This is a genomic window from Pseudomonas sp. OA65 (genome assembly GCF_017498305.1).
GTDB classification, from domain to species: domain Bacteria; phylum Pseudomonadota; class Gammaproteobacteria; order Pseudomonadales; family Pseudomonadaceae; genus Aquipseudomonas; species Aquipseudomonas zanjanensis.
Genome location: NZ_JAGDEZ010000008.1, coordinates 102,639 through 128,964 on the forward strand (window position 1 = coordinate 102,639; position 26,326 = coordinate 128,964).

General features: G+C 62.1%; 22 protein-coding genes. 19 read left to right on the top strand and 3 right to left on the bottom strand.

The window, feature by feature from the left end; all coding sequences use genetic code 11:
* Positions 1-157: 157 nt before the first annotated feature.
* The gene (locus tag J3361_RS09275) at positions 158-1,855 is read right to left on the bottom strand and encodes a sulfatase-like hydrolase/transferase (RefSeq protein WP_207964050.1); all 1,698 of its coding nucleotides are present in this window, start codon (positions 1,853-1,855) and stop codon (positions 158-160) included.
* A gap of 375 nt (positions 1,856-2,230) precedes the next feature.
* Here J3361_RS09275 and J3361_RS09280 point away from each other — a divergent pair, with 375 nt between their 5' ends.
* The 16 genes from J3361_RS09280 to J3361_RS09355 all read left to right on the top strand — a co-directional run bounded on the left by J3361_RS09280 (position 2,231) and on the right by J3361_RS09355 (position 20,401).
* Positions 2,231-3,595 (top strand): UDP-glucose/GDP-mannose dehydrogenase family protein, encoded by a 1,365-nt coding sequence (locus J3361_RS09280; protein WP_207964052.1) that lies wholly within the window; start codon positions 2,231-2,233, stop codon positions 3,593-3,595.
* The gene (locus tag J3361_RS09285) at positions 3,592-4,647 is read left to right on the top strand and encodes an NAD-dependent epimerase (RefSeq protein WP_207964054.1); all 1,056 of its coding nucleotides are present in this window, start codon (positions 3,592-3,594) and stop codon (positions 4,645-4,647) included. The genes J3361_RS09280 and J3361_RS09285 overlap by 4 nt, the downstream gene beginning before the upstream one ends.
* Positions 4,644-5,390: a sugar transferase gene (locus J3361_RS09290; protein WP_207964056.1), complete on the top strand. Its 747-nt coding sequence runs from the start codon at positions 4,644-4,646 to the stop codon at positions 5,388-5,390. The genes J3361_RS09285 and J3361_RS09290 overlap by 4 nt, the downstream gene beginning before the upstream one ends.
* Positions 5,391-6,035 (top strand): CpsD/CapB family tyrosine-protein kinase, encoded by a 645-nt coding sequence (locus tag J3361_RS09295; protein WP_207964057.1) that lies wholly within the window; start codon positions 5,391-5,393, stop codon positions 6,033-6,035.
* A gap of 20 nt (positions 6,036-6,055) precedes the next feature.
* On the top strand, positions 6,056-7,078 hold the full coding sequence (locus J3361_RS09300) for a polysaccharide biosynthesis/export family protein (RefSeq protein ID WP_207964058.1): 1,023 nt from the start codon (positions 6,056-6,058) through the stop codon (positions 7,076-7,078).
* Positions 7,079-7,093: 15 nt separating this feature from the next.
* Positions 7,094-8,686, top strand: a complete 1,593-nt coding sequence (locus J3361_RS09305) for a Wzz/FepE/Etk N-terminal domain-containing protein (RefSeq protein WP_207964059.1) — start codon at positions 7,094-7,096, stop codon at positions 8,684-8,686.
* The gene (locus J3361_RS09310; RefSeq protein ID WP_207964060.1) at positions 8,683-9,786 is read left to right on the top strand and encodes a glycosyltransferase family 4 protein; all 1,104 of its coding nucleotides are present in this window, start codon (positions 8,683-8,685) and stop codon (positions 9,784-9,786) included. The genes J3361_RS09305 and J3361_RS09310 overlap by 4 nt, the downstream gene beginning before the upstream one ends.
* Positions 9,783-11,153 carry an O-antigen ligase family protein gene (locus tag J3361_RS09315; RefSeq protein WP_207964061.1) on the top strand — a complete coding sequence of 457 codons (1,371 nt, stop codon included), beginning with the start codon at positions 9,783-9,785 and terminating at the stop codon, positions 11,151-11,153. The genes J3361_RS09310 and J3361_RS09315 overlap by 4 nt, the downstream gene beginning before the upstream one ends.
* Positions 11,150-12,109: a glycosyltransferase gene (locus tag J3361_RS09320; protein WP_207964062.1), complete on the top strand. Its 960-nt coding sequence runs from the start codon at positions 11,150-11,152 to the stop codon at positions 12,107-12,109. Before J3361_RS09315 ends, J3361_RS09320 begins: the two co-directional genes overlap by 4 nt.
* The gene (locus J3361_RS09325) at positions 12,102-13,238 is read left to right on the top strand and encodes a glycosyltransferase (protein WP_207964063.1); all 1,137 of its coding nucleotides are present in this window, start codon (positions 12,102-12,104) and stop codon (positions 13,236-13,238) included. The genes J3361_RS09320 and J3361_RS09325 overlap by 8 nt, the downstream gene beginning before the upstream one ends.
* 12 nt (positions 13,239-13,250) lie before the next feature.
* On the top strand, positions 13,251-14,255 hold the full coding sequence (locus tag J3361_RS09330; RefSeq protein ID WP_207964064.1) for a polysaccharide deacetylase family protein: 1,005 nt from the start codon (positions 13,251-13,253) through the stop codon (positions 14,253-14,255).
* On the top strand, positions 14,252-15,556 hold the full coding sequence (locus tag J3361_RS09335) for an oligosaccharide flippase family protein (RefSeq protein ID WP_207964066.1): 1,305 nt from the start codon (positions 14,252-14,254) through the stop codon (positions 15,554-15,556). Before J3361_RS09330 ends, J3361_RS09335 begins: the two co-directional genes overlap by 4 nt.
* A 263-nt stretch (positions 15,557-15,819) precedes the next feature.
* On the top strand, positions 15,820-17,769 hold the full coding sequence (locus J3361_RS09340) for a hypothetical protein (RefSeq protein ID WP_207964188.1): 1,950 nt from the start codon (positions 15,820-15,822) through the stop codon (positions 17,767-17,769).
* The gene (locus J3361_RS09345; protein WP_207964069.1) at positions 17,766-18,455 is read left to right on the top strand and encodes an N-acetyltransferase; all 690 of its coding nucleotides are present in this window, start codon (positions 17,766-17,768) and stop codon (positions 18,453-18,455) included. The genes J3361_RS09340 and J3361_RS09345 overlap by 4 nt, the downstream gene beginning before the upstream one ends.
* A 4-nt stretch (positions 18,456-18,459) precedes the next feature.
* Positions 18,460-19,635 (top strand): GNAT family N-acetyltransferase, encoded by a 1,176-nt coding sequence (locus J3361_RS09350; protein ID WP_207964071.1) that lies wholly within the window; start codon positions 18,460-18,462, stop codon positions 19,633-19,635.
* Positions 19,607-20,401, top strand: a complete 795-nt coding sequence (locus J3361_RS09355) for a ChbG/HpnK family deacetylase (RefSeq protein WP_207964072.1) — start codon at positions 19,607-19,609, stop codon at positions 20,399-20,401. The genes J3361_RS09350 and J3361_RS09355 overlap by 29 nt, the downstream gene beginning before the upstream one ends.
* A 139-nt stretch (positions 20,402-20,540) precedes the next feature.
* Here the strand turns inward: J3361_RS09355 and J3361_RS09360 are convergent, their stop codons facing one another.
* Positions 20,541-21,083 (bottom strand): hypothetical protein, encoded by a 543-nt coding sequence (locus J3361_RS09360; RefSeq protein WP_207964074.1) that lies wholly within the window; start codon positions 21,081-21,083, stop codon positions 20,541-20,543.
* 161 nt (positions 21,084-21,244) lie between these two features.
* On the opposite strand from J3361_RS09360, the gene J3361_RS09365 reads away from it, so the two are divergent.
* On the top strand, positions 21,245-22,183 hold the full coding sequence (locus J3361_RS09365) for an alpha/beta hydrolase (protein WP_207964076.1): 939 nt from the start codon (positions 21,245-21,247) through the stop codon (positions 22,181-22,183).
* Positions 22,184-22,506: 323 nt separating this feature from the next.
* On the opposite strand, the gene J3361_RS09370 is transcribed toward J3361_RS09365, so the two are convergent.
* Positions 22,507-23,220, bottom strand: a complete 714-nt coding sequence (locus tag J3361_RS09370; protein WP_207964078.1) for a FadR/GntR family transcriptional regulator — start codon at positions 23,218-23,220, stop codon at positions 22,507-22,509.
* 335 nt (positions 23,221-23,555) lie between these two features.
* Between J3361_RS09370 and J3361_RS09375 the strand changes: the two genes are divergently transcribed.
* Positions 23,556-24,902 carry an MFS transporter gene (locus J3361_RS09375; protein ID WP_207964080.1) on the top strand — a complete coding sequence of 449 codons (1,347 nt, stop codon included), beginning with the start codon at positions 23,556-23,558 and terminating at the stop codon, positions 24,900-24,902.
* A gap of 30 nt (positions 24,903-24,932) precedes the next feature.
* A complete protein-coding gene (gene gudD, locus J3361_RS09380) occupies positions 24,933-26,276 on the top strand; it encodes a glucarate dehydratase (protein WP_207964082.1) in 1,344 nt (447 codons plus the stop codon).
* Positions 26,277-26,326 lie beyond the last annotated feature (50 nt).

A 26,326-nucleotide genomic window follows, 5' to 3' on the forward strand; every position in this document is an offset into this window, starting at 1 on the left:
TGGGGCCGCTGCGCGACCCAGCGGGAGCAAGCTCCCTCGCCACAGGGTCGTGCAGTACCCAAAAACCTTGTGGGTATCCAACATCACCGCAAACCGACCCTCCGACATCGCGAGCAAGCTCGCTCCCGCAAAGAGCCCAGCGCATAAGGGCCTTCAATCAATGCCCCGCCGCCATTTCGGCCTGGCCAGCGGACGGCGTCACGATATGGCCCAGGTCAATATGTTTCCAAGCCGGTTTCGCCCCCAACCGCGCATTGAAACGATAGTTGAACGTAAACTCATCCTCCGTCGGCTGCCTCAACGACCGGCCATAAACCGATTCAACCCCAACCGGGTCATACCCCATCAACTGCAACAGCGTCGGAAAGATGTTGTAGTGGCTCGAACGATCCTTGTTCCGCGCCCAAGCTCCACGCCAATCAAGGCTATTCAATTGGTTGCCCTGGATCACCACCAACGGCACCAACCCCTCTTCGGGCATCGGGTCGCCACCGCAATGAGTGTTGAGCCCAGGATTGCCACGCTCGTGCAGGTCCTGGCCATGGTCGGAGGTGTAGATCAGTACCGTACGGCTCAAATCAGCCTGCTGGAAAATTCGCGTGAAGAACTCGCCGACGTTCCACAGCAAGGTGTTCTGGTACGCGTTGCGATACAGCAACCAATCATCGTTCTGCCCGTTGAAACCGTCGCGACTGCCGGTATCGGCCACTTCCTGGAACTGCCCGCGCGGCAAGGCCGGCCGGTAATTCATGAAGTCGTCGGGGTATTTGTCGTGTACCGGAAAATGCGCCCCCACCTTGTTGATCACCACCAGTTCGGCCTGGTGGTCGCCCAGCAGTTCGATCAACTTCGCCGCCGCCGCCATGTCGCGGTCGCGCACGCTGGTCTGGTCGAATTGGACGAACTCATCGATGTCCTGTTTTTCCAGTTCGGTCATCAGGTTCTGCAAGTTGCCGCCGGTGCGCTGGGCGTCGATATAGACGGTACGCAAGCCGGCCTTCTTGGCGTACTGCCAGATCGACGGACGAGTGCTGTTGATGCGTATGTAATCGGCGCGCGTCCCCCCGTAGCGCAAGGTGACATTGGTGTCGGCGCTGCAATTGGCGATCGAAGCTGCGTAGCCGAAATTGAAAATTTCCACGCCCTCGGGCGGCGTCTTCAGTCCGCTGCGCACGCCGAAGGGCGTGTTGATGTCCAAGTAATTTCCACCGACGCTTTCATCGATGATCAGCACTATGTCCTGCTCGATCAAGGATGATCGGCGCGTTAGTGTGACCGGCTCCCGGGGACCGATCGTGCTGTGCAAGGACTCATAGGCGAGGAGATTCAAATAGGCCAACGGCGTGTACATCACCGGCAGGCCGCGCGCACCTTCGCCCGCCCGCACGAACAATACGCCACTGAGCAACATCACCCCCAGCACGGGCGCGACCACAGGTAGATAACCGGGCACTCGCAGCGTTCGTTGAGGCTTGAGAGCGATGCCGAACAACAGCAACAAACCGCCGATCACCGCATCGATGATCACCTCGCGATACTGATAGGCCGCCTCCTGGATGAACCCTCCCGAGTACACCAGCGAAACAAACTGGCTGTAGGTCAGGTAGCTGTCCGTGACCTTCGTGTACACCTCGAAAAACACCGCCGAAACAAACCACGCCAAGGCAAACACATGCCTCACCAACGTCTGGCGAATGTAGGCGCTCAGCCACAGCGCCAGCACCAACACCACGAACATGGCGCCGAACAGCACGGTCGCCAAACCCAGGCCCAACGCGTCGAGACGGTCGAGGTAATAGTCGTACCCCTTGAGCAGGTACAAAAGCAGCAGCAATTCCTTGAGGTAGCGGGCCATGTTTTCCTCGACCGGATCGCGGTATCGAAAGCGCTTCGTTCCTGCACGTTAGCAGCCGGTTTTCAAAGCGCAAGAAACGCCCTTCACAACCACGCGTCAAAAAAAAGTTACCCCAAAAACGACACGAAAACAGGTAACAAAATATAAAAATCTATGGATAACGACCGTTTATCGCTTTGTTAAATGCCTGTCATCCCCAGTAAAACAGCCACTTTGCTAGGACAGTCAATGACTTGATATCAAAAGGCCCGATTTCACATGAATTGCCAACACTGACAACTGTCATTTTGCTGACACGCTTTTCTGAAGCTGCGCTATACCCCTCTAAACAGTTTCATCCGAGTTACATCATTCGGTTTGCGAGGCGCGCCAAAAATGGACGTGAGCGTATTTGGTACGGGGTATGTCGGGCTGATCCAGGCGGCTGCAATGGCGGACGTCGGACACCGCGTTTTGTGCATCGATATCGACCCGAACAAGATCCGGCAACTGCAACAGGCTGTGCCAACCATCAGCGAGCCGGGACTGTCCAATCTGCTCGAAGACAACATCAAGGCCGGACGCTTGTCGTTCAGCTACCAGGCCAGCGACGCGGTCAATCATGGCGAGCTGATCTTCATCGCCGTCGGCACCCCCGCCGATGAAGATGGTTCGGCCGACCTGAGCCATGTACTGGCCGTCACCCGGCAGATCGCCGATTTCATGGACAGCGACCGCACCCTGGTCATCAAGTCCACCGTGCCGGTGGGCACCGCCGACAAGGTGGCCGAATGCGCTCGCCAGACATTGGCTCGGCGCGGCCTGAAACAACTGAACGTACGCGTCGTGTCCAATCCCGAATTTCTCAAGGAGGGCAGCGCCCTGGCCGATTGCATGCGTCCGGACCGGATCATCGTCGGCACCGCCGACCCGGTAGCCCGCGACCAGATGACCGAGCTCTACGCGCCCTTCTGCCGCAACCACGAAAAATTGATGTTCATGGACAACCGCAGCGCCGAACTGACCAAGTACGCCGCCAACGCCATGCTCGCCACGCGCATCAGTTTCATGAACGAACTGGCCAACCTCACCGAACGGCTGGGCGCCGACATCGAAGCGGTGCGCAAGGGCATCGGCTCGGACCCGCGCATCGGTTACCACTTCATCTACCCCGGCTGCGGTTTTGGCGGCTCGTGCTTTCCCAAGGACCTGCGGGCCCTGCTGCACACCGCCGAACAAAGCGGCATGCCGCTGCGCCTGCTGCGTAGCGTCACCGACGTCAACGACAGCCAGCGGCACATCCTCTTCGAAAAACTGGCCAAGCAGTTCCAGGATGGCCTGGCCGGCAAGTCGATTGCGATCTGGGGCCTGGCGTTCAAGCCCAACACCGATGACATGCGTGAAGCCCCCAGCCGCTACCTGATGGAAGCGCTCTGGCGCGAAGGCGCCCGGGTCCAGGCCTACGACCCGGAAGCCATGTCCGAATGCCGTCGCCTCTACGGCTATCGCAAGGACCTCAACCTGTGTGCAACCCGCGATGACACCTTGGAAGACGCCGATGCCCTGGTGATCTGCACCGAGTGGAAGAACTTTCGCGTGGTGGATTTCGACCTGTTGGCCAGCAAGTTGCGCGCCCGGGTGATCATCGACGGCCGCAACCTGTACAACCCCGAACACCTGGCCGCCGCCGGGCTGTTGTATCGCGGTATCGGGCTGCGCCACACCGTACCCGGCACCCCCGCGCCAGGGCCGCAAGCATGAACATCCTGGTCACCGGCGCAGCCGGTTTCATCGGTGCCCATGTCGTGCTGCGGTTGCTGCGCGACGGCCATCGGGTGTGCGGGCTGGACAATTTCAACGACTACTACGACCCGCAGCTCAAGCACGACCGCGTGGCCTGGGTGAACGACCAGGTCGGCACTTTCCCCTTGGCGCGGCTCGACCTGGCCGACGCGCCAGCCATCGATGAACTGTTCCAGGCCCAGCGCCCGGACGTGGTGATTCACCTCGCGGCCCAGGCCGGCGTGCGCCACTCCCTGGAAAACCCGAAGGCCTACGTCGACAGCAACATCACCGGGTTCCTGAGCATCCTGGAAAGCTGCCGCCGGTATCCGGTCAAGCACTTGATCTACGCCTCCTCGAGCTCGGTGTACGGCGCCAACCCGCGCACGCCTTATTCGGTGCAGGACAACGTCGACCATCCATTGTCGCTGTACGCGGCCAGCAAAAAAGCCAACGAGCTGATGGCCCACAGCTACAGCCACTTGTTTGGCATTCCCTGCACCGGCCTGAGGTTCTTTACCGTGTACGGCCCTTGGGGCCGGCCGGACATGTCGCCGATCCAGTTTGCCCGCGCCATCGCCGAAGACCGGGTGCTGCAATTGTTCAACCACGGCGAGCACCAACGGGATTTCACCTACATCGACGACATCGTCGAAAGCATCGCCCGCCTGATCGACCGTGCACCCCAGGTCACGCCCTTGCTGGATCACGAACAACCGGACCCGGCCACCAGCCGCGCGCCCTGGCGGATCTACAACATCGGCGGGCAGCAGCCGGTGGCGCTGCGCACCTACGTCGCGCTGCTGGAAAAACACCTGGGACGCGCCGCCCGTATCGAGTTGCTGCCCCTGCAAGCGGGCGATGTGCTCAACACCTGCGCCGACGCCAGCGACCTGGTACGGGCCACCGGTTTCAAGCCGTGCATCGAACTGGACGACGGCCTGGGTCGCTTCATCCAGTGGTTCCGCGATTACTACCCACTGCCTGCCCACGCGCCGTTTGCGGCCCAACCTCAGCGGAGGAGTCTATGACCCGACATGAACAAGCCATCGAGATCAACGCCCCCGGACGCGACAAACGTGTCGATCCCGAGCACCGCAGGCGCCTGGACGCGGCCATCCACCGCCAGGGCCGAGGTTGGTTGACTGGACGCGACGGCGGCCGGCCCTGGACGGTCTCGCGCACCAACCGTGTCGTGGCCAGCCTCGGCGCACTGGCAATCCTGGTGGTGTTCTGCCCGTTGTTGCTGGGCCTGGCACTGCTGGTCAAATTTTCCAGCCCGGGCCCGGTGCTGTTCATACAGAAGCGCACCGGTTATCGCGGGCGGGTGTTCGGCATGTACAAGTTCCGCACCATGGTCGCCGACGCCGAGGCCCTCAAGGAGTCGCTGCGCCACCTCAACAAACACGGCGCCGATGCGATCGATTTCAAGATCGACAACGACCCGCGCATCACGCCCATCGGCCGATTCCTGCGTCGCAGCAGCCTCGACGAACTGCCGAACCTGATCAACGTAGTGACCGGCGACATGCGCCTGGTGGGCCCGCGGCCGACCTCGTTCAACGCCTATCGCTACAAGGACAACCATCTTGTGCGCCTGAGCATCTACCCCGGCATGACCGGCCTGTGGCAGATCTCCGGGCGCAGCAATATCGACTTCGACCAGCGCGTGGAATTGGACCTCAGCTATATCGCTGAACAAAGCCTGTGGCTGGATTTGAAGATCCTGATGCTGACCCCCTTCAAAGTTTTCAGCGGCCACGGAGCGAGTTAAATGGACGGTTCAACGAATATCCTGACCATAGCCAGCCCGAGCGAGACCAACCTGACCTCGACCGTGCTCGACCCTTCCCTGCGGATCCTGCTCTTGACGTCCGCCAACACCGGCACCGGTACCAGCACCAGCAGCATGGCGCTGGCCGCTCAACTGGCGCAGATGAGCAACGGTCGCGTCCTGCTGGTGGATGCCAGCCAGTCACCGCGCAACCTCAGCCAACAACTGTCGTTGCACAAGGAGCGCGGCTTTACCGACCTGCTATTCAACAGCCTTGCCCCGCCCCTGTTGCAGGACTGCGTGGTGCAGGCGTCCAGCCTGCCCTTCGACGTGCTGCCCCACGGTCGCCTCGGCCGCAATGCCGAACACCTGAGCCCCGAGCGCCTGCGCCCGCTGTTCAGGCAACTGGCGGCGCAATACCGCTTTGTGGTGATTGACGCCGACGCGGTGTATTCGGCCAGCGACACCCTGGTGCTCAGCACCCAAGTGGACGGCGTCGTGCTGGTGGTGCGCGGTGAAGACACCCGTTGGGAAGTGGCCCAGGCCGCCCGCCAGCGCTTGTCCCAGGCGGGCGCGAAAGTGGTCGGCAGCGTGTTCAACCGCCGCAAGTACTACATGCCCAAGTGGCTCTACAACAACCTGTAAGCCTGCAAAAGGATGACGAGATGAACGCCAGAATGCTTGTCCTGCTGTTGCTGCCGCTTGCCGGTTGCTCCAGCACCACCGATACCCGCTCGATGCCGGTGCAGATCCTCACGGCCGCGCCGGCCAACGCCCAGGCCACCGACATGCCCAGGGTCGAACAGACCCTGCGGCCCCAGGACATACTGGATGTGATTTTTCACATCGACACGACCTCTTCCCAGGCTTATCGAGTGCAACCTGGCGATCAAGTCGCCCTGAACTTCACCGCCGCCAGCCAGCTCAACGGCACGCAACAAGTGATGCCCGACGGCAGTATCGAACTGCCGGGCGCCAACACCTCGGTGAAAGTCGCCGGCCTGACCACCGACGAAGCCCGCCTGGAAGTGCAGCGTGCCTACAACCAAAAGATGCTGTTCCAACCCAATCGCAACCAACTGACCGTTCTGGTGACGAGCCCGTTGTCCGGCGAGACGAACTTGCGCAACACCCTGACCCACCCGGCCACGGGCATGAGCCGGGAAATCATCGTGGGCCGGGATGGCTACGCCAGCTTCCCGGAAATCGGCTCGGTGCCGTTGCAAGGCATGACCGTCACCCAGCTGGAAACCTTCCTCAACGAGCGCTACGCGCAGTTGCCCGGCCATATGACGGTGGATGTGCTGCTCAAGTCCACCGCCGGGAACGAGATCTATGTCCTCGGTGAAGTGGCCCAGCCGGGGTCCTACCCGATCCGCCGGCCAATCTCGGTCCTCGAGGCCCTGACTCTGGCTCGTGGCACCAACGTCAAGGCGAGACTCGACTCGGTGGTGATCATGCGTCGCAACGGCAATCAGGTTGAAGCCCGCCACTACGACGTGGAGAAGGCCCTGAGCGGTGACGCCTCGCAGATCGCCTACCTGCAACCGGAAGACATGCTGTATGTGCCCAAGACCGGCTTGGCCAAAGCCGGTGAAATGGCCAGGCAACTGGCCGACGTGGTGCTGTTCCAGGGCGTTGGCGTCAGCTTCGGCTACGACCTCGACAACGACAGCAGCGGCAACTGACCCAGGTGAATGATCATGAACCCCAAGGAAAACTATCTGCACGAGTTCTTCAGGATCTTCTTTGCCAACAAGCAGTGGGTGAAGCGCGTCTTCCTGATTTTCGCCATGATCGCCCTGGTGCTGCCGTTGATGCTCAAGCAGAGCTTCGACATCACCGCCCAAGTGATCGTCCAGTCGAAAAAACTCTCCCAGGGCGACGCCACCACGTCGCTGAACCAGGAAAACGCAACCTTCATTCCACCATCCCTGGCGGACATGGAAACCGAGAGCAACATCCTGCGCTCGCCGGCGCTGATCCGGCAGACCATCAGTGTCCTGCGCGAACAGGGTGAATACACCCCAAGCCCCGGCATTCTCAACAAATGGGTGAGCGAACCGCTCAAGCGCTACATCACCCAGCCCCTGCGTGAGTACGTCGTCAACCCGCTGCGCGATGGCCTGGGGCTTGAGGTCGATCCGGTGCGCGACACCGTGCTCGATACCCTGACCGACGAGGCCATCGAAAACCTGAAGATCGAGACGCTGCCCGGCTCCAACGTCATTTCCATCGTCTACAGCTTCGGCGACCCTGCCCAGGGCACTCGGTTCGTGGCGCAACTGCTGCAGAACTACCTCAGCAACCGCCAGGACCTGCAGTCGATCGAACTGCCGCAGACCTTCTACGAGCAGAAGAAAGCCCAATACCAGACGCGCCTTGACGGCTTGGAAGGCAACCGCCTGACGCTGCTTGAGGGCGTCGGCTCTTCCGATCCCAAGGAAGAAATCACCTTCCGCTTGAATGCGATCAACACCGAGGAGCAGGCCCTGAACCTGTACCGGGATCGCCTGCTGCAAAGCCAACGCTGGCTCGATTACCTCAAGACCAGCCTGACGGCGGCGAACAGCTCGCGGTTCAACGACTACACCTTCCCGTTCACGTTCACCACCACCGTGGACAACATTGCCTTCGAAGACCGGGAAATCCGGCAAATGGGCGAGCAATTGACCAGCCAGGTGAGCCGCTACATGAACGACCTGGCGATCTTCCAGCCCAGCAGCGAACCCATGCTGCTGGCCCGGGAGCAGATCGTGCGCACGCGCCAGCAATTCCTCAAAGTGGTGAACAACCGCATCCAGGAACGCACCACCGACCTGGCGGTGGTCAGCTCGGTGATCAACCAGAAAGTCGAACGCATCGCAGCCTTCAAGGAACGCATCCACCAGTTGCAGGAAACCCAGAGCAAGCTGCGGCAGATGGACACCGAGATCAACGCCCTGCATGCGGCCTTCTCGACTTATGCCCAACGCTTCGCCGAGGCCAGCACTGCGCGCTCGCTGGACAACGACCTGTCCAACGCCCGGGTCCTGAGCCCGCCGTTCGAACCCACCGCCGCGGCCTTTCCCAAGCCGATGCTGATCATTGTCTTCGGCATGTTCAGTGGCCTGCTGCTGGCGATCGCCCTGGTCTACGTGCGTGAGTTCTTCGACCATCGCTTCAAGCACCCAGCGCAAATCAGCCAGCAACTGGATCTGCCGGTCTTGCTGGTGATCAACGAGCAGTCACCCGAGCAGATCAATCCACACCGCAACTGGAGCCTGCCCAGCCTTGTCCATTGGGTGAGAAATTGAACGCGCCGTTCGGCCCGTCCCGCCATGACAGCCCCTTGTCGATCATTCATCTGCTCGACAGCGGCGGCTTCTATGGGGCCGAGCGGATGCTGCTCGATCATTGCCTGGCGACACCCGGCCAACATCAGGTGGTGTTTCTGGCGGCGCCGCCGACCTTGATCACGCGGTTCCGCCAAGCCGGGGTCGATTGCCACCACTGCGCCAGCTGGGCTGAATTGTTGCAACATTTGCGGCAACGGCGCGCCGAGCGACCGCTGATCAATACCCACAACTTCAAGGGGCTGTTGTTCGGCTGGTCGGCGGCCACGATGCTGCGCCTGCCGCTGGTGATCACCCAGCACGGCTTCACGCCGCGCAGTCCAAAGCAGCGCTTCTATACGTGGCTGAGCCTGCAACTGTGCCGTACCGCGCCGGTCAAGCGCGTGGTCTGCGTGGCCGAAAGCATCGCGGCGCTGCACCGCCAGGCCAGCGTGAAAGCGGAAAAACTCGATGTAATCCCCAACGGCCTGCCCGCCGTCACGACTCCACTGCCCCACCACGCCGACAGGCAGCGCTGGCGGGTCGGCTACGTCGGTCGGTTGAGCAGCGAAAAAGGTCCGGACCTGTTCCTCGACGCGATGATCCCGCTGTGCCAGCGCCATGCGTCGCTGCACGCGGTGATGCTCGGCGACGGCCCGGAACGCCAGTCCTTGCTCAAACGCATCACCGATGCCGGGCTGCCCACGCGCATCGAACTGCCTGGTTATCAGACAGACATGAACGGCTGGTGGAGCCGCCTCGATGCGCTGGTGATCAGTTCACGCACCGAAGGCACGCCGATGATCCTGCTCGAAGCCATGCAGGCCGGCGTGCCGGTGGTGGCGTTCGGCGTCGGCGGCATTCCCGATATCCTGCAAGACCGCCACAACGGCCTGCTCGCTACACCGGCCGACAGCGAGGCGCTGGCCAGCCAGATCGAAACGCTGTTCAGCGAACCGCCCCTGGCGCGGATCCTCGCCGACAACGCGCGGTGCACCCAACGCGACCGCTACGACCTGCGCACGCTGGCCGAACGCTGGTCACAACTCTATATCCGCACGGCACGGGAGGCTCGGCCATGATCGTCCCGCTCTCGATCGTCAGTCTGCTGGGGCTGGTCTGCCTGGCATTGCTGGCCAGTCCTTATCCGTTCCTGGCACCGGGCGCCGTATTCGGCCTGGTGGGCGTCGCCATGCTGTACCGCAAGCCTGGCTGGGGCCTGCTGGGCATTACCGCGCTGCTGCCGTTCGAAGGCCTGTTCAAGGACAACGCGTTTTCCGGCAGCAAATTCCTCGGCGTGGCGCTGATCCTGATCCTGATGCTGCAGTTGGCCTTGCACCAGATCCCTGGGACGCGCTTGCGCAGCAACATCTGGAAGCCGTTACTCGGTTTCATGGCGTTGTATGGCCTGAGCCTGTTGATCTCGGAAAACATCGGCGTGTCCCTGACGCACCTGCGTGAACTCGCCGTAGGGCTGATTCTGTTCGTGATCACGTTGCTGATCGGTCGCGAGTTGAACCTGGATATGTTCGCCCGCCTGATGACGGTGAGCGTCGCCACGGCCTGCGTGCTCGCGATGTTTTCAGCCAAATATCAGGATCAGGGTCGCGCCTCGGGTTTGTTGGAAGACCCGAACGCCTTTGCGTTGTTGATTGCGTTTACCGTCCCCCTGGCATTGTTGTTGGCCATACGCAGCCAGAACCTGTTGCACCGGTTGTTCTGGGGCGGCGCTTTCATCCTGTTGTTGGGCGGAATGACCAAGACAGAATCGCGTTCAGGGCTGGTTGTGCTGCTGCTCAGCCTGATGATCGGGTTGTATCACTATCGGGCGCAGCTACCTCGCGTACGTCCTCGGCACCTGGGGTTCGCGATGCTCGGCCTGGCACTCGCGGTGCCGGTGACAATCGCCGTGATGCCGGCTGGCTACGTGGCACGCATCCAGTCATTGAGCATCCTCAGCTCCGGCACCAATGCCCACAAGGACGGATCCTTGGGTCGCCGCGCCTCCTACATTGTGGTGGGCAGCCAGATGATCCGAGAGAACCCGATACTCGGTTCCGGCCCCGGGACGTTTCCGCAGCACTATGCCCCCACTGGCTACGCGAAAGCATTCTCGGCCAATCGCAAAATGGGCGATCTGTATCGCCAGGCCCATAACACCTACCTGGAAATCTTCAGCGAAATCGGCGTGCCAGGCGGCTTGATGTTTGTCGCGACGATTGGGCTGGGCCTCTACAACCTGATGCGCGCGCGCCAACTCTGGCTCCAGCGCCGGGACTGGGTCCAGGCGGACCTGTTGACGCATTTGGGTATGAGCTTCCTGTCGCTGGCGTTGTTCCTGATGTTCCTCAGTGCGCCGAACCACAAGTTGCTGTGGATCATGCTCGCCTTGACCAGCATTTTGCGCTACGACGCCGAACAGGCCGCGCCGCAGGAGGCCCGTTCATGATCCGCGTAAGCATCGTCATCCCGATGTACAACGAGGCCCGGCACATCGGCCGCACACTGCTGGCGGCGCAGGAAGCGGCTCGCCAGGCGCAACTGGATTGCGAGTTGATCGTGGTGGACAACGGCTCCGACGACCATGGCCCGCGCATCGCCAACGAACTGGGCGCGAGGGTGTTGATCGTACCTGGCGTGCACATCGGCGCCCTGCGCAACCGTGGCGCGGCGCTCGCCACTGGTGAATGGCTGGCGTTCATCGACGCCGACATGGAAATGCCGGCCGACTGGCTCAAGTCGCTGGTCGAGATGGAAGGCCACCAGGGCGATGTGCTGGGCCTTGACCTGGACACGCCCAGCCAAGCGCCGTGGTTCGCACAGGCTTGGCAGCGCCGCAGTCGGCGTCCAGGCTCGCGCCCCTTGCATCGCGTCCAATGGTTACCCAGCGCCAATCTATTGATGCGTCGCGCCTGGTTCGAACGGGTAGACGGTTTCGACGAGACCTTGCGCACGGGTGAAGACAAGGATTTCTCCCTGCGCCTGCGTCACGCCGGTGCGCAGTTGTTGCTGGTCAACGAAAGCGTGGCCCTGCACTGGGGTTATGAAGGCAGTTGGCGCGAATGGATGAGCAAGGAACTGTGGCGCCAGGGCAGTCACTGGCAGTTGTTGCGCAGCCACGGGCCGAGCCTGCGCCTGCTGCGCTTCCCCGCGCTGTCCATTGGCACCTGGGGCATGGATTTGCTGGCACTGATCGCCCTGCTTCAGGGCCAGGCGCGCCTGGGGTTGATGCTGTTGTTCATCAGCACATTGCCGGCCTTGGTGCTGAGCCTGCGCCAGAGCCAACGCGACCCGCGCCTGACCTTGCAACTGTGGACCTTGCACGGGGTGCGCCTGCACCTGACCGGCGCCGCGCTGCTGCTCAATCTTTTTCAACGGAACGTCAGGAGACCTGCCCGTGGCTGAATATCTGTATTGGTCTTGCCTGTTGCTGCCGGTGTACGCCTACCTCGGCTACCCCGTGCTGTTGACCTTGCTCACCCCGCTGTTTCCGGTACGCCGCTACATCACCGCAGTGCCCATGGACGTCAGCATTATCATTGCTGCCCATAACGAGGCGCGGCACATCGAAGCGAAGTTGCGCATGTTGCTGGCTCAGGATTACCCGGCGCGCTCGCTGCAAATCATCCTCGCCAGCGACGGTTCCACGGACGACACGGTGACCTGTGCGCGCAAAGTCATCGACCCGCGAATCACCGTGCTCGACCTGCCACGCCAGGGCAAGGCGGCCGCCCTCAATACCGGCGTGGCCCACAGCAACGGCGAGATCCTGGTGTTCACCGATGCCGACAACCAATGGTTTCCCGACACCCTCGGCCATTTGTTGGCACCGCTCGGGGATCCTGAGGTTGGCGCCTGTGCCGGGCACATGGAAATCCCGGTGCCGGGCAAGGGCCTGAGCCTGGGGGACAGTCTGTATCGTCATTACGAAGGCTGGTTGCGGCGGGTGGAAAGTCGCACCGACTGCATGGTCTCGGCCGACGGCGCCCTGTTGGCGCTGCGCCGGGTTTTGTTCCAACCGATACCGGCGCAAGTCAACGATGACTTTTTCCTCAGCACCTGCGCGCCGGCCGCCGGCAAGTCCATTGTCTACGTGCCCCGGGCCCGGGTGACCGACCAGGGCGTGGACGAAGCCGACAAGCAGTTTCGCCGCCGCCAGCGGGTCACCGTCGGTGGGTTGCAGAGCCTGGCCCAGCGCAAGGAACTGCTCAACCCACTGCGGCATGGCCTCTACGCCATCGGGCTGATCAGCCACAAACTGATCCGCCGCCTCGCGCCAGTGTTGCTCTTGCCGCTGTTGCTGAGCAATGCCTGGCTGTGGGACGACCATCCGTTCTACCGCCTGACCCTGGTGGCGCAGCTACTCGGCTACGCCATGGCACTGATCGGCTTGATGGACGCCGGCCATCGCTTGCCCCGCCCCTTTCGCCTGGCCGCGTTCGTGCTGGTGACGCTGGCGGGCATGAGCATCGGGCTCTGGCAGTTTCTGCGCGGTCATCGCTACAGCCAATGGAACCCCGAGCAGAATCGCTAAGGAGAAAGGCCGATGTCGATCAAACACGTCTTCAAGCGCACGGGTGGCTGGCTGTACCTGAACACGTCCCTGGGCCGCCACCCCCTGCGTGGCGCTGGCGTGATCCTGATGCTGCATCGGGTGTTGAACAACGACCGCGCCGCCGAATTGCCCCATCGCAACGAGTTGTGCGTGGGACCCGATGCGTTTGAACATCTGCTGATCTGGCTGCAACGGCATTTCGAATGCGTACCACTGATGACCCTGTTGCTGGCCGACCCTGAGAGCGTCCCCAACCGTCCGCGGGTGGCCCTGACCTTCGACGATGGCTGGCGCGACAACGCCATGAATGCCTTTCCGTTGCTGCGCCAATACCAGGTGCCGGCGAGCATTTTCCTGTCCACCGACTTCGTCGGCAGTCGCCAGCACTTCTGGTGGGAAAGCATCGGCGAAACCCTGTGGGGCAGCCATGGACAGGTGGCACGACATTCACTGATCGAGCAGTTGCAACACGTCGGCCGGCCGTTGCCGGTGCTGCTCGATGACATCGACGATGAGCGCCGCAGCCTGGCGCTGCTGCATTATCTGCAAAGCCTCAAGACCCTCGATCCACGCACCTTGAGCGATCTCACTCAGGCCTGCCCGCACGGCTCGCAACCCCAAGCGCTGGATTGGCCCCAAGTGCGCATGCTCGAAGACTCCGGGCTGATCCGCTTCGGCCCCCATGGCGCCAGCCACGCGATCCTGACCGGGCTGGACGACCAGCGCCTGCACGAAGAGTTGACCCGCAGCTGGACAGCCTTGGAAAACGGCTGCGCCCAACCCCTGCCGGTGTATTGCTATCCCAATGGTGATAACGATGCCCGCGTGCGCCAACAGGTGGCGGCCCACGGTTTTGCCTTCGCCCTGGGCACCGAGGCCGGGCTGTATCGCAACGATGGCGACCCTTTGAACCTGCCACGTTTTGGCGTCAGCCAGCGCAACGCCTGCCACCCTGAATTGTTGGCCTGGCGCATTCGCCAAGGAGCCCGTTCATGAATCGCGCACATTACCTCAGGCTCTTGGTGTTGAGCATGGGCACGAGCCTGGCGATGATCGGCCTGCGCCTGCTGCGCAACGTGTTGCTGGCACGGATCCTGGGGCCCAGTGAGCGTGGGCTGTTGGCGCTGCTGAGCACCCTGCCGGACCTGATCAGCGCCATCACCAGCGGGGGCCTGAATTCCGCCGTGGGTTATCAGGCAGCGCAGCATCGCTCGATGAGCCTGTTGCTCAGCCACGTGCTGGTCTTCGGCTGCCTGCTGGCGGGGTTGCTGACGCTGCTGGTGGTGGCGCTGGTGCGTGAGTTCGGCGCCGAACTGGACATCACCCTGCAACTTGGGCTGCTGGCCTGGCTGCTGTTGCTGGCCGTGCCGCTGGCGGTACTCAAGAGCGGCCTGCTGACGCTGCACAACGCCTCCGGCGGCGTCGGTGCGTTCAATGCCTTACGGCTGATGGAATCCCTGGTTCCGCTGTTGCTGTTCGTGGCGCTGTTCTGGATGTGGAAAGACACGGCGCTGGAAGCGGCGCTGATCAGCTGGCTGGCGGGCCTGAGCCTGGTGGTACTGGCGGGCTGGATGTGGTTGCGCCGAGATCATGCGTTCACGCTACGCTGGGATCGCACCGGCCAGAATGAACTGTTGCGTTACGGTGTCCGCAGTCATCCGGACCTGTTGTTCCAGCAACTGATGATGCGCTCGGATTACCTGTTCATCGGCGCACTGCTGGGCAGCACGGCGCTGGGACACTACGCCATGGCCAGCGCCGCGGCTGAACTGCTGCATATCGTGCCGGAAGCGGTCACCACGCCACTGATGAAACGCCTGCTGCAGCAAGACACCGACATGAAGCGCCTGACCCCGCTAGCCTTGCGCCTGACCGCCACGGCCATGCTAGCCGCCTGCCTGGGCATGGTATTGGTCGGCGAATGGCTGATCGTTACCATGTTCGGCATCGCCTATCAACCGGCGTACCCGGCCCTGCTGGCGCTGCTGCCTGGGGTGTTCGGGTTGTGCTACGCAAGCATCCTGCGCCTGGACCTGCTAGGCAAGGGCCGCCCCGGAAGCGTTTCGTTGCTGATGGGTGTGGGTGCGCTATTGAACCTGGCGCTGAACCTGATCCTGATTCCGAGCTACGGCATCGTCGGCGCTGCCGCCGCTTCGTCGATCGCCTACTTGGGCGTGACCGTTGCCATGCTGGTGATGTATTGCCGTCTCAGCGGCGTGGCACCGTGGCAGACACTGATTATCCTGCCCAGCGATTTGCTGCCGATGCGTCAGATGCTGCTGGGGAAATCCGCGTGAACACCGTCGCCAGCAAAACCGCCATCGCGAGCAAGCTCGCCCCCACAGGGTCCGGTATGTGCAAGCACCACAAATCCCTTGTGGGAGCGGGCTTGCTCGCGAAAGCGGTGGGGCAGCTTGCGATGATGTTGAAAGTGACGGCCTCTTCGCGAGCAAGCCCGCGCCCACAAAAGCCTGGCGCCGAGCACAATTTTCATGACCACCACAAATCCACTGTGGGAGCGAGCCTGCTCGCGATGAGGCCAGTGCAGCGCATGCTCAAAATGAGCGGTTGCCTGTGTTTCCTGCTTTTGGCCACCCCGGCCCAAGCCGCGTCCATGCAGTGGACCGGTATCCGTGACGGCAGCCTGTACCTGCAAACGGACCGTCCGGATGCTGTCACCGTACGCTGGGTGCCCGCCTGGCAAGCCGAGGCCAATGCCGAACACCTGTATCTGCTCGACGGCCACGGGCGGTTGGCGGGCGAACGCCTGGTCAAGGCCGACCAGGTGCGCGGAGAGCAACAATGGCCCTTGCTGCCCGGCGCCGCCAGTTATCGGTTGGAGATTCCCGGCTACAGTTTCCGGCGCTATAGCGTCGAACACGACGCCCGCACCCGCGCCCTGTTTGCTCCGGCCAAGGTGCATTTCAGTGCTGAAATCCACGATGGCGACGAGCTGTATTTCAAAGTGGCGGCCGGCGAACAGGCGGTGCTGGCAGGCAAGTTCCACGGCGGCGCGCGGGCACTGCAAGCCCGGCGCGTCGCCGATGGCAAGCAGCTGCAACTGAACCTCAAGCCGTACCGGGCCTATTGGCAGTTCGACCAAGTGGCCCTGCCGGTGACGGATGTTGAACAAGTCTGGCGCCTGCATGTGCAGGGCAATGGCAAGCTGGCGTTCTGGCTGGACGGCACGGCCAACCTGTTCGCCCAGGACCCGGCGCACTTGCAACCGGTGCGCCAGGATCCGGGGCAGACCCACCTGACGCTACACGACGAGACGCTCGGCACGACCCCCAAGCTGGGCATATACCTGCCCTACGAATTACTGCCGCCCTCCAGCTACGCGATGCTCGATGCGCTCAAACCCCAGGCGGCAAGCCTCTACAGTTTTGTCGATGTCATGGCGGCCAAGGTCAATCATGAAGATGCCTTCCGACGTTTGTATCAGGGCCGCTTCGGCATCAGCCAGGACATCACCCTGCTGGCCGCTACCCAGCGCCGGGCGGATCTGCAGGCCGACCGGACCAGTCTCAGCGGTTTGCAAGCCTGGCTCATGTCGACCCGGGCTTCGGGCGGCAACGGTATCCATTACCTCAGTTTTGCCGATGAGCCAAACCTGAACTACCCAGACTTCGCCAGTTTCCAGCAACTGTTCCAGAGCATGGCGGCCCAGGTCCGCGCCGACCCTGCCAACGCACGCGCCGGTGTCCGCATCGCCATACCCGCCAGTTCCCGATTCACCAACGGCCCCTTCACCGACAATGCGGCTGACAAGCGCGGGATCGACTGGGCCCGGCGCCTGCTCGCGACGTCCGACGACCAGATCGACGCCTTGGCCTGGCACGAATGGATGATCCGCGACCTGCTGGCGACCCGGGTCTACCGCGACAGCGTCCGTCAGGCCGCCAACCTGGTGGGGCTGGACAGTCAGGGCCTGCCGCGCAAGGCGTTGCTGTTGGACCAGACCAACATGTCCAGCGGCTCGAGCCTGAGCCCTTACGATCAGGAAACCCACTACGCCGCTTTGTGGTGGACCTCGGTGGCGATCAACGCCTCCGCGGATGGTTGGCTCGACATGCTCAACTGGTTCATGCTCGCCGACGAACCTGAATACCCCAAAGGCATGGTGCGGGTGCTGGACAATCAGCGCTTCGAGCTCAAGCCCGTGGGCCTGGCCCAGCAGTTCATCCAACAGCACTGGCTCGACCAGGTGCTGCGCCTGGACAACGACGCGTTTGAAGTCGACGTACTGGCCATGGCCACCGACAAGCAACGCAATCTGCTGGGCGTGAACAAAAGCACACGCGCCCATCAGGTCAGCCTCGACGGCACGGCCTGCCCTCAGCCAGGCATGAGCTTGATGTATTTCGGCCCGGATAACCGCAGCCAAAACGCTGCGTTTGAGTGCAAGGCCGGCCAGGTCGGGTTTCTCCTGCCAGGGGAAACCGTGTTCGTCCTCAGTTGGACAGCTCCCCTTCCCCCCAAACCTGCCACCCGTCAGGAGGCACCATGAACGCTCTGCAAACATTGCGTGATCGCATTCAGAAAAAAGGTCTGCGCGCCGTTCTAAAGCAGCTGTGCAGACGCTACCTATTTTCCCACACCCGACTGGTGTGGCTGGAGCATGACATACGGACCCCGCTCCCCCCCCATAACCTCAAGCCCTACCCACCGATGCGCCTGGAGTTCATCACGGTCAGCAACGCCGATGCGTTTGCCCGACACTTCGGCGACCGCGTCGAAACCATGCGCGAGTTGGCGGCCGAAGGCTACACAGGCTTGATGTACCTGGATGATCAGGGCGACAGCGTGGGCTTCGCCTGGGCCAGTACACGGGACTATTTCGACCGCCATTTCTACCGCTGCAACTTTCCGATCAAGCCTGGCGAATACTTTCAGTTCGGTGGCGAGGCGATTCGTCAATACTGGGGGACCAGTATCTCGGCGGACATGCAGTTGGAGGTGTGGAAAGTCATGGCGAACCAGGGTTGCAGCACGATGGTCGATGTCTGCGATCTGCAAAACATCCAGGCGATCAAGATGCACATCCGCATGGGCTTCCAGGAGCGCGGGCAGATCACCCACCTCTACCGTTTGTTCGGTCATTGGCGGTTCCTGCGCAATACGTCTTACGCCGGCACGGCACTGGACGCGTTCCGTAAACCGGCCCAGCCGGCTGCCTCGACTTCGGCGGCCTGACCCCATGGCGATCCGGTTCCAATGGTGTCGCTCCCTGGGCGCAGCGGATTTTCCTGTATCAGCTTATGAACAGCTGCTGGCCCAGGTGCCCGACGCAACACCGTTCAATACCCTGGCCTGGCTGCAAGCGGCGGAATTCGCCCTGTTGCCCGAGCAGCAGTTGCATGTACTGCTGGGTTGGCAAGACCAGGCCTTGTGCCTTTGCCTGCCCCTGATATCAGGACGTGAACGGATCGGCGGGCTGCGGTTCAGGGTGTTGCATCACCTGGGTTTTCCAATGACCGACCGCATCGCCTTGCTGGCGCGCCTGCCCCCCGAAGACATGGGCCAGGCGCTGATGCAGATCCGTCAGCATTTGCCTCACGCGTTGCTGCAATTGAATGAGGTGATCGAGCCCATCGGTGAGCAAAGCGTCCTCAGCGCCTGGATGGCGCTGAGTTCAACCGGCGAACGGCGGCTCAGTTGCAGGGTTCCGGTGCACTTGATCAATGACAGTGACCGACAAGAGATATCCGGCGATCCACGCTACAAATTGCGCCGGGCGCGCAAGCGGATCGCCGCCTGTGGCGCCGAGATCCGCCGGGTGACACCGGATGCCATCAGCATGGGCCAATTGCTGCGGTCCCTCGCCGATGTCGAGGCGGTCAGTTGGAAAGGCGAGGAAGGTGTCGGCATCTTCGCCGACCCCAGGCGCCAGCAATGGATGAACCACGCCTTCACCGCCCTCGCCGCCCAAGGCCTGGTGCGGGTGGTGCTGCTGGAGCTGAACGACGAGTGCATCAGCTATCGCCTCGGCCTGCTGGACCAGGGCCGGCTGTACGATTACAACCTGGCATTCCTGCCACAGCATGCCGACCTGGGCAGTGGCCGGGTGTTGCTTGAAGAGTGGATCCGCTGGGGGCTGGACGAAAACTGGCGCTGGATCGATGCGTCGCGGGTCAGTCTCAATAACTCCAACCATCAATTGCACGAGCGCATGACCGGCCTGCTGGAACACTGGCGTTGGAGTTTCTATTCCTGGCAGCCTGATGGTTTGCTCCTGGGTTTCGCCTTGCGGCTTTGGAAGAGCCTGAAACCATGGCTTGGCCAGCGCAAGACGAAACCAACCGCGGCGACGTCATCGTCTTCCACCAAGCCCCAGGAGAACACCCATGCCTCGCCAAGCGATCATCAACGCTGACGACTTTGGACTCAGCCTTAGCGCAAACGCATTGATCCTGCGGGCCTTCGAGACCGGCGTGATCAGTTCCGCCTCAGCCATGGCCAACATGCCGGGTTTCGAGCAAGCCTGTGAATTGGCCCGGCAACCGCTGCTCGACGGCCACGTTGGCCTGCACTTCAATCTCAGCTACGGCCCGCCGCTGGGCCAGGCAATCGCATCGCGCCAGCTTTTTTGCGACGCCAATGGCCAGTTCGACCTGAACCTGTCGCGGTATTGCCTGCGCCTGGGTGCAAAGGACCTGGCGGCGGTGGAAGATGAGCTCCACGCGCAATGGCAACACTGTCTGGACCATGGCCTGAGCCCCAGCCATCTCGACTCTCATCAACACGTGCACAATATCTGGCCCATCGGCGAACTGGTGGCCCGCTTCGCCGCCCGGCAAGGCGTGCCCATGCGCCTGGCGCGCAACCTGGGGCTGAACTTGAACCTGCCCAAGCGCATATTCAAGACCCTGCTCAACCGCCGCTTGCGCAGCCTGTGCGGGGCGACAGCGGATTACGTCTGCACGCCGGCCGACCTGGACCACGCCGCGCCGCCGGAACACGGCTCGCTCGAGGTCATCGTTCATCCGCTGCAATTGGACGGGGATTTTGGCGATGCCAGCCTGATGCCAGGAGACTCATTGACCCACCTACTGCACAAGCGCCTGGCGGGCGTGCCCAAGGTCGCGTATGACCGGACCACGCGAGTGTTGAAGCTGGTTGAGCGTGGGGACGGGCACTGACAGGGACGCGTATACCTGTGGCGAGGGAGCTTGCTCCCGCTGGGTCGCGTAGCGGCCCCTCAGGCTTCAATGGTGACTTGTCGGGGACTGCTTCGCAGTCCAGCGGGAGCAAGCTCCCTCGCCACAAGTCATCATTGTTTCAACTACCGATGCTCATCCGCGCCAGCGAGGCACGGCGATCGATGGCCTCACGCAACCGGCGCTTCTGCGCCTCCCAGACATTGGCATCCACCCGGGGTGAACGCATCAGCGCCAACATCGCTTCCTTGGCGTTGAGGTATTCGGCCCACGCATCCCGCGCCTTGAGACTGCGCCGCTCTTCCTCGCTCATGTCCATGCGCCGCAGGGCCAGGGCACATTCGTCCTGGATCAACGGGCCGAGGGTCGCCTGGATCTTGTGGGGTGCCTTGAAACACGCCGTGCCGGCGACGATCTCCCGCGCCCGGTCCAGGCCCCATTCCAACGCCTGGGCCAGCGGTTCATGAAGGGCGCGGTCGTAGAATTCTTCGATCCAAACGGATCCGTTCGGACGATAAACACAGACGAAGACTTGTGTCATGCCCTGCTGATTGATTCTTGCCTGAACCTCGACCTGCGTGCCGTCCTCCAGGTTCTCTTCGTGGTTGCGCGCCGGCAACCGGCTGTCCACCCAAAGCCAATACTGTGCGCTTCTACGTCGCATCGCGTTGCCCTCCCCCAAAGGAATAGGGAGTAAGACACAGGGTTTGGGGATTTTCCAGCGCCGACAAGCGCGCTTCAGACGAATGACAGCCCGAAATCCCTGCGCCGCTTTCGGAGAATCTGCTACAAGGCATCTTCGATTTCGAGTGGCGAATGGCATCGATGTTTTCACTCTTACTTTCTGGCTTGAAACGCCGCTGGTTGGCTTGGCTGTGCATGAGCGCATTGGTGGTCGGCCTGCCGGTAGGCTGCGCTGTGTTGCAGCACAAAGAGCGGGAACTGGTCTTTCGCATCGAGCCCGGGACCGCTCGCTGGTTCAGTGGGCTGCCCAGCGGTGTGCAGGAGTTCGACCTCAAGCCAACAAGCTTCAAGGCCGGGGAAAATATCCACGGCTGGTGGTGGCCGGCCGAACGCAAGAACGCGCCGGCCATCCTGTATTTACACGGCGTGCGCTGGAATTTGACCGGCCAACTGTTCCGTATCCAACAACTGCGGGCGCTGGGCTATTCGGTCCTGGCCATCGACTACCGTGGCTTTGGCAAAAGCCATGGGGAGCTGCCGTCGGAAGCCAGCGTCTATGAAGACGCGCGCATCGCCTGGGAGCGTCTCGAAGTCTTGCAACCGAACCCAAGCCTGCGGCTGATCTACGGACATTCCCTGGGCGGTGCCGTCGCGGTGGACCTCGCCGCGCAGCTTGGCCAAGAGACAGCGAAGGATGGCAAGGCCCGGGTTCGAGGCCTAGTGATCGAGTCCACGTTCACGTCCCTGGGCGATGTCGCCACCGCGATGGCGAATACCTCCCTGCCGGTGCGCTGGCTGTTGTCGCAGAAGTTCGACTCCATCGACAAGATCGGCGAGATCAACATGCCGCTGCTGATCGTCCATGGCGCTGCCGACCGCTACGTGCCGCCACGGTTCAGCGAGCAACTGTTCAACGCCGCCCGGGAACCCAAGCGCCTGCTGCTGGTGCCTGGGGCGACGCATAACAACAGCATGAGCCTGGCGGGTAAAAACTACCGGCAGGCCTTGGATGCACTGATGAAAAGCTCACCATCGCCTGTGGCCGGAAACACCCCCACTGCCCCGGCCAAAGCGGGTTGAGCCCCTGAATCTCCATGCCTCCTGTGGGAAGCGGTGGGTCAGTTAGTAGCGATGTTGGCTGTGCCGGCGCCATCGCGAGCAGGCTCGATCCCACCGTTTGTCCGAGGGGTTCGCAAATATTGCATACACCAAAAACCCTGTGGGAGCGGGCTTGCTCGCGAAAGCGGTGGGTCAGTTGGTAAAGACATTGACTGTACCGCCATCTTCGCGAGCAAGCCCGCTCCCACAGGGTTCCGAGGCGTTCAAGAAATCGGCGTCAGCCGCTGATCCCTTGTGGGAGCGAGCCTGCTCGCGATGGCGGTGGGTCAGGCGACGATGAGCCGTCAGGATCCCGCGCCGAACCGGTCACGGCTGTTGGTCAGGTGCAGCCACATGGCGGCGCGGGCGGCGTCCGGGTCCTGGCGCTTGATGGCGTTGAAGATCGCCTCGTGTTCAAGGTTGGCCCACTGCGCCAGCTTGCTCAGATCCGCCTGGCCGCGCTCGGCCACGTTCACGCGGGTCCTGGGAATCATCGCATTGCCCAGGTGCTGCATGATCTCGACAAAACAGGTGTTGTCCGTGGCCTCGGCGATGAGCAGATGGAAACGCCGGTCGGCTTCGACACAGCTGTCGTTGTTGTTGGACAACCGCTGATAGTCATCCAGCGCCTGGCGCATCTGCTGTAATTGATGCTCGCTGCGGCGCTGGGCCGCCAGGGCAACCGCCTGGGTTTCCAGGCCCAGGCGCAGTTCCAGAATCGCCCGCACCCCCGCCGCGGTGTCGACATTCAGCCGCAGCCCCTGCTCGCCGGTTTGCGCCAGCACAAAGGTGCCGATGCCGTGGCGAGTCTCCACCAGCCCCGAGGCCTGCAATTTGGAAATCGCCTCGCGCACCACCGTACGACTGACGCCATGGGCCTGCACGATGGCACCTTCCGACGGTAACTTCTCGCCCGGTTTCAACTGCCCCAGCAGGATGCTCTGGCTCAGCTTCGCCACCAGGTCATGGGCCAGGTTGTGGGTGCGCTTGCGCAGGGGCGCTTCGGTATCTTGCGGCATCGCCGGGGTTCCTTGAAAACAGGCTGACTGATCGTATCACCAGCGGGCGCCGGAAATCTCCTCGACGAACCGTCAACTTGTATGACAACACTCAAGATCAGCTGATTTTCATTGAAATCCGCACTCATTAAATAAAGCTACCAACACCCTAAAAAACCCTGAACAACATCGACGACTTCGGCCAAAGCCAACAAACACGCAATAAAAACCTTCCCCACCCAATCCAATCATGCTGAAAAACTGCTTGTCATCCAAAAAAATCAGGTTGTATGATGTCTATCAACATCGACACATACACGATGCCCCGCATAAAAATAACGAGTGGGAGAAAACCAGTGAACACATCCAGCCTCAAGGCGAATGCCGGAGCGGATCCGGTGCTGCTGTCGGCCATCGCCAAGGTCAAGCGCCACATCCTGCCGCTGTTCGTCATCATGTTTATCGTCAACTACATCGACCGCGTGAACATCGGCTTCGTGCGTGCCCACATGGAGCACGACCTGGGCATCGGTGCCGCGGCCTATGGCTTTGGCGCCGGCCTGTTCTTCATCGGCTATGCGCTGTTCGAAGTGCCGTCCAACATCCTCTTGCAACGAATCGGTGCACGCATCTGGCTGACCCGCATCATGCTCACCTGGGGCCTGGTGGCTGCGGGCATGGCCTTCATCCAGAACGAAACCCATTTCTACATCCTGCGCTTCTTGCTGGGCGTGGCCGAAGCCGGGTTTTTCCCCGGGGTCATCTACTACTTCACTCGCTGGCTGCCCGGCGTCGAGCGCGGCAAAGCCATCGCCATCATCCTCAGCGGTTCGGCCATTGCGTCGCTGATCTCCGGCCCGCTGTCGGGGCTGCTGCTGCAAATCAACGGCCTGGGCATGCACGGCTGGCAATGGATGTACTTCATCGAAGGGATGTTTTCCGTCTGCCTGTGCGTCTTCGTCTGGTTCTGGCTGGATTCCAAGCCCCACGACGCCAAATGGCTGAGCCGTGAAGAGCAGGATGTGCTGGTCAAGGCCATCGACGATGAACAGCGCGCTCGGGAAGCCGCCTCGCCGATCAAGCTGTCCATCGGCCAGTTGCTCAAGGACCGCCAGATCATCCTGTTCTGCCTGATCTATTTCTTCATTCAGTTGACGATCTATGCCGCCACCTTCTGGCTGCCGAGCATCATCAAGAAGATGGGCGAACTGAGTGACCTTCAAGTGGGGCTGTTCAACTCGATCCCGTGGCTGCTGTCGATCGTCGGCATGTACGCCTTCGCCTCGCTGTCGGCCAAATGGAAATTCCAGCAGGCCTGGGTCGCTGCGGCCCTGTTGATCGCCGCGGCGGGGATGTTCATGTCCACCACCGGCGGGCCGATCTTTGCCTTCGTCGCCATCTGCTTCGCGGCCCTGGGCTTCAAGTCGGCGTCGTCGCTGTTCTGGCCGATTCCCCAAGCCTACCTGGACGCCCGCATCGCCGCCGGAGTGATTGCCCTGATCAACTCGGTGGGCAACCTCGGCGGGTTCGTCGCCCCGACCACATTCGGCCTGCTGGAGCAGCACACCGGCTCGATCCAGGGCGGCCTCTATGGTTTGGCGGCCACTTCGATCATCGCCGCGATCATCGTATTTGCCGCACGTAATACACCCAAACCGAAAACAATCGCTGCCTCCGTCGACCCCGCGACCAACCACGCCTGATCACAACAATAATTCAAGGATACGTACACGATGACTACGCCAGACACCCGCAAAGCCCCGATCATCACCAGCATGCAGGTCGTACCCGTGGCCGGCCACGACGGCATGCTGCTGAACCTCAGCGGCGCCCATGGTCCGTTCTTCACCCGCAACATCGTCATTCTCAAGGACAACGCCGGCCACACCGGGGTGGGCGAAGTGCCCGGCGGTGAGCGCATTCGCCAGACCCTTGAAGATGCCCGTTCGTTGGTGGTCGGCAGCCCCATCGGCACGTACCAGAAGATTCTCAACACCGTGCACCACGCCTTCGCCGACCGCGATGCCGGCGGCCGTGGCCTGCAGACCTTCGACCTGCGCATCACCATCCACGCGGTTACCGGCCTGGAAGCGGCCTTGCTGGACCTGCTCGGCCAACACCTGGACGTACCGGTCGCCGCCCTGCTCGGCGAAGGCCAGCAGCGTGATGAAGTGAAGATGCTCGGCTATCTGTTTTACGTCGGTGATCGCCAGCAGACCGACCTGGCCTATCGCAGCGAGCCGGATGCCGACAATGACTGGTTCCGCGTTCGCCACGAAAAAGCCCTGGACGCCGACGCCGTGGTCCGCCTGGCCGAAGCGGCCCAGGCTCGTTATGGTTTCCAGGACTTCAAGCTCAAGGGCGGCGTGCTCCAGGGCGACGCGGAAATCGAAGCGGTCACGGCCCTGGCCGAGCGCTTTCCACAGGCGCGCATCACCCTGGATCCGAACGGCGCCTGGTCACTCAAGGAGGCGATCCGTTTGTGCCGCGACCAGCACAAAGTGCTGGCCTATGCCGAAGACCCTTGCGGTGCCGAGAATGGCTATTCCGGGCGCGAGGTCATGGCCGAATTCCGCCGCGCCACGGGCCTGAAGACCGCCACCAACATGATCGCCACCGATTGGCGCGAAATGGGCCACGCCATCACCTTGCAGTCCGTGGACATTCCCCTGGCCGACCCGCATTTCTGGACGATGCAGGGCTCCGTGCGCGTGGCGCAGATGTGCAATGAGTGGGGCCTGACCTGGGGCTCGCATTCCAACAACCACTTCGATATTTCCCTGGCGATGTTCACGCATGTGGCCGCCGCGGCACCGGGCGACATCACGGCCATCGACACCCATTGGATCTGGCAGGACGGTCAGCGACTGACCAAGGTGCCGCTGCAGATCCAGGGCGGTTGCGTGCAAGTGCCGAAAAAACCGGGGCTGGGGATCGAGCTGGACACCGACCAACTGGCCAAGGCCCATGAGCTGTACAAAGGCATGGGCCTAGGGGCGCGGGACGATGCGGTGGCGATGCAGTTCCTGATACCGGGCTGGACGTTCAACAACAAGCAACCGTGCCTGGTTCGCTGAGTCGATCAACTTCCCTGTGGGAGCTGCCTCCCACATTGGGATCTGGGTGG

Excerpts from the sequence above, each read along its gene's own strand:
- J3361_RS09275 (WP_207964050.1), bottom strand. The coding sequence starts at position 1,855 with ATGGCCCGCTACCTCAAGGAATTGCTGCTGCTTTTGTACCTGCTCAAG.
- J3361_RS09280 (WP_207964052.1), top strand. The coding sequence starts at position 2,231 with ATGGACGTGAGCGTATTTGGTACGGGGTATGTCGGGCTGATCCAGGCG.
- J3361_RS09285 (WP_207964054.1), top strand. The coding sequence starts at position 3,592 with ATGAACATCCTGGTCACCGGCGCAGCCGGTTTCATCGGTGCCCATGTC.
- J3361_RS09290 (WP_207964056.1), top strand. The coding sequence starts at position 4,644 with ATGACCCGACATGAACAAGCCATCGAGATCAACGCCCCCGGACGCGAC.
- J3361_RS09295 (WP_207964057.1), top strand. The coding sequence starts at position 5,391 with ATGGACGGTTCAACGAATATCCTGACCATAGCCAGCCCGAGCGAGACC.
- J3361_RS09300 (WP_207964058.1), top strand. The coding sequence starts at position 6,056 with ATGAACGCCAGAATGCTTGTCCTGCTGTTGCTGCCGCTTGCCGGTTGC.
- J3361_RS09305 (WP_207964059.1), top strand. The coding sequence starts at position 7,094 with ATGAACCCCAAGGAAAACTATCTGCACGAGTTCTTCAGGATCTTCTTT.
- J3361_RS09315 (WP_207964061.1), top strand. The coding sequence starts at position 9,783 with ATGATCGTCCCGCTCTCGATCGTCAGTCTGCTGGGGCTGGTCTGCCTG.
- J3361_RS09320 (WP_207964062.1), top strand. The coding sequence starts at position 11,150 with ATGATCCGCGTAAGCATCGTCATCCCGATGTACAACGAGGCCCGGCAC.
- J3361_RS09330 (WP_207964064.1), top strand. The coding sequence starts at position 13,251 with ATGTCGATCAAACACGTCTTCAAGCGCACGGGTGGCTGGCTGTACCTG.
- J3361_RS09335 (WP_207964066.1), top strand. The coding sequence starts at position 14,252 with ATGAATCGCGCACATTACCTCAGGCTCTTGGTGTTGAGCATGGGCACG.
- J3361_RS09340 (WP_207964188.1), top strand. The coding sequence starts at position 15,820 with ATGAGCGGTTGCCTGTGTTTCCTGCTTTTGGCCACCCCGGCCCAAGCC.
- J3361_RS09345 (WP_207964069.1), top strand. The coding sequence starts at position 17,766 with ATGAACGCTCTGCAAACATTGCGTGATCGCATTCAGAAAAAAGGTCTG.
- J3361_RS09350 (WP_207964071.1), top strand. The coding sequence starts at position 18,460 with ATGGCGATCCGGTTCCAATGGTGTCGCTCCCTGGGCGCAGCGGATTTT.
- J3361_RS09355 (WP_207964072.1), top strand. The coding sequence starts at position 19,607 with ATGCCTCGCCAAGCGATCATCAACGCTGACGACTTTGGACTCAGCCTT.
- J3361_RS09360 (WP_207964074.1), bottom strand. The coding sequence starts at position 21,083 with ATGCGACGTAGAAGCGCACAGTATTGGCTTTGGGTGGACAGCCGGTTG.
- J3361_RS09365 (WP_207964076.1), top strand. The coding sequence starts at position 21,245 with ATGTTTTCACTCTTACTTTCTGGCTTGAAACGCCGCTGGTTGGCTTGG.
- J3361_RS09370 (WP_207964078.1), bottom strand. The coding sequence starts at position 23,220 with ATGCCGCAAGATACCGAAGCGCCCCTGCGCAAGCGCACCCACAACCTG.
- gudD (WP_207964082.1), top strand. The coding sequence starts at position 24,933 with ATGACTACGCCAGACACCCGCAAAGCCCCGATCATCACCAGCATGCAG.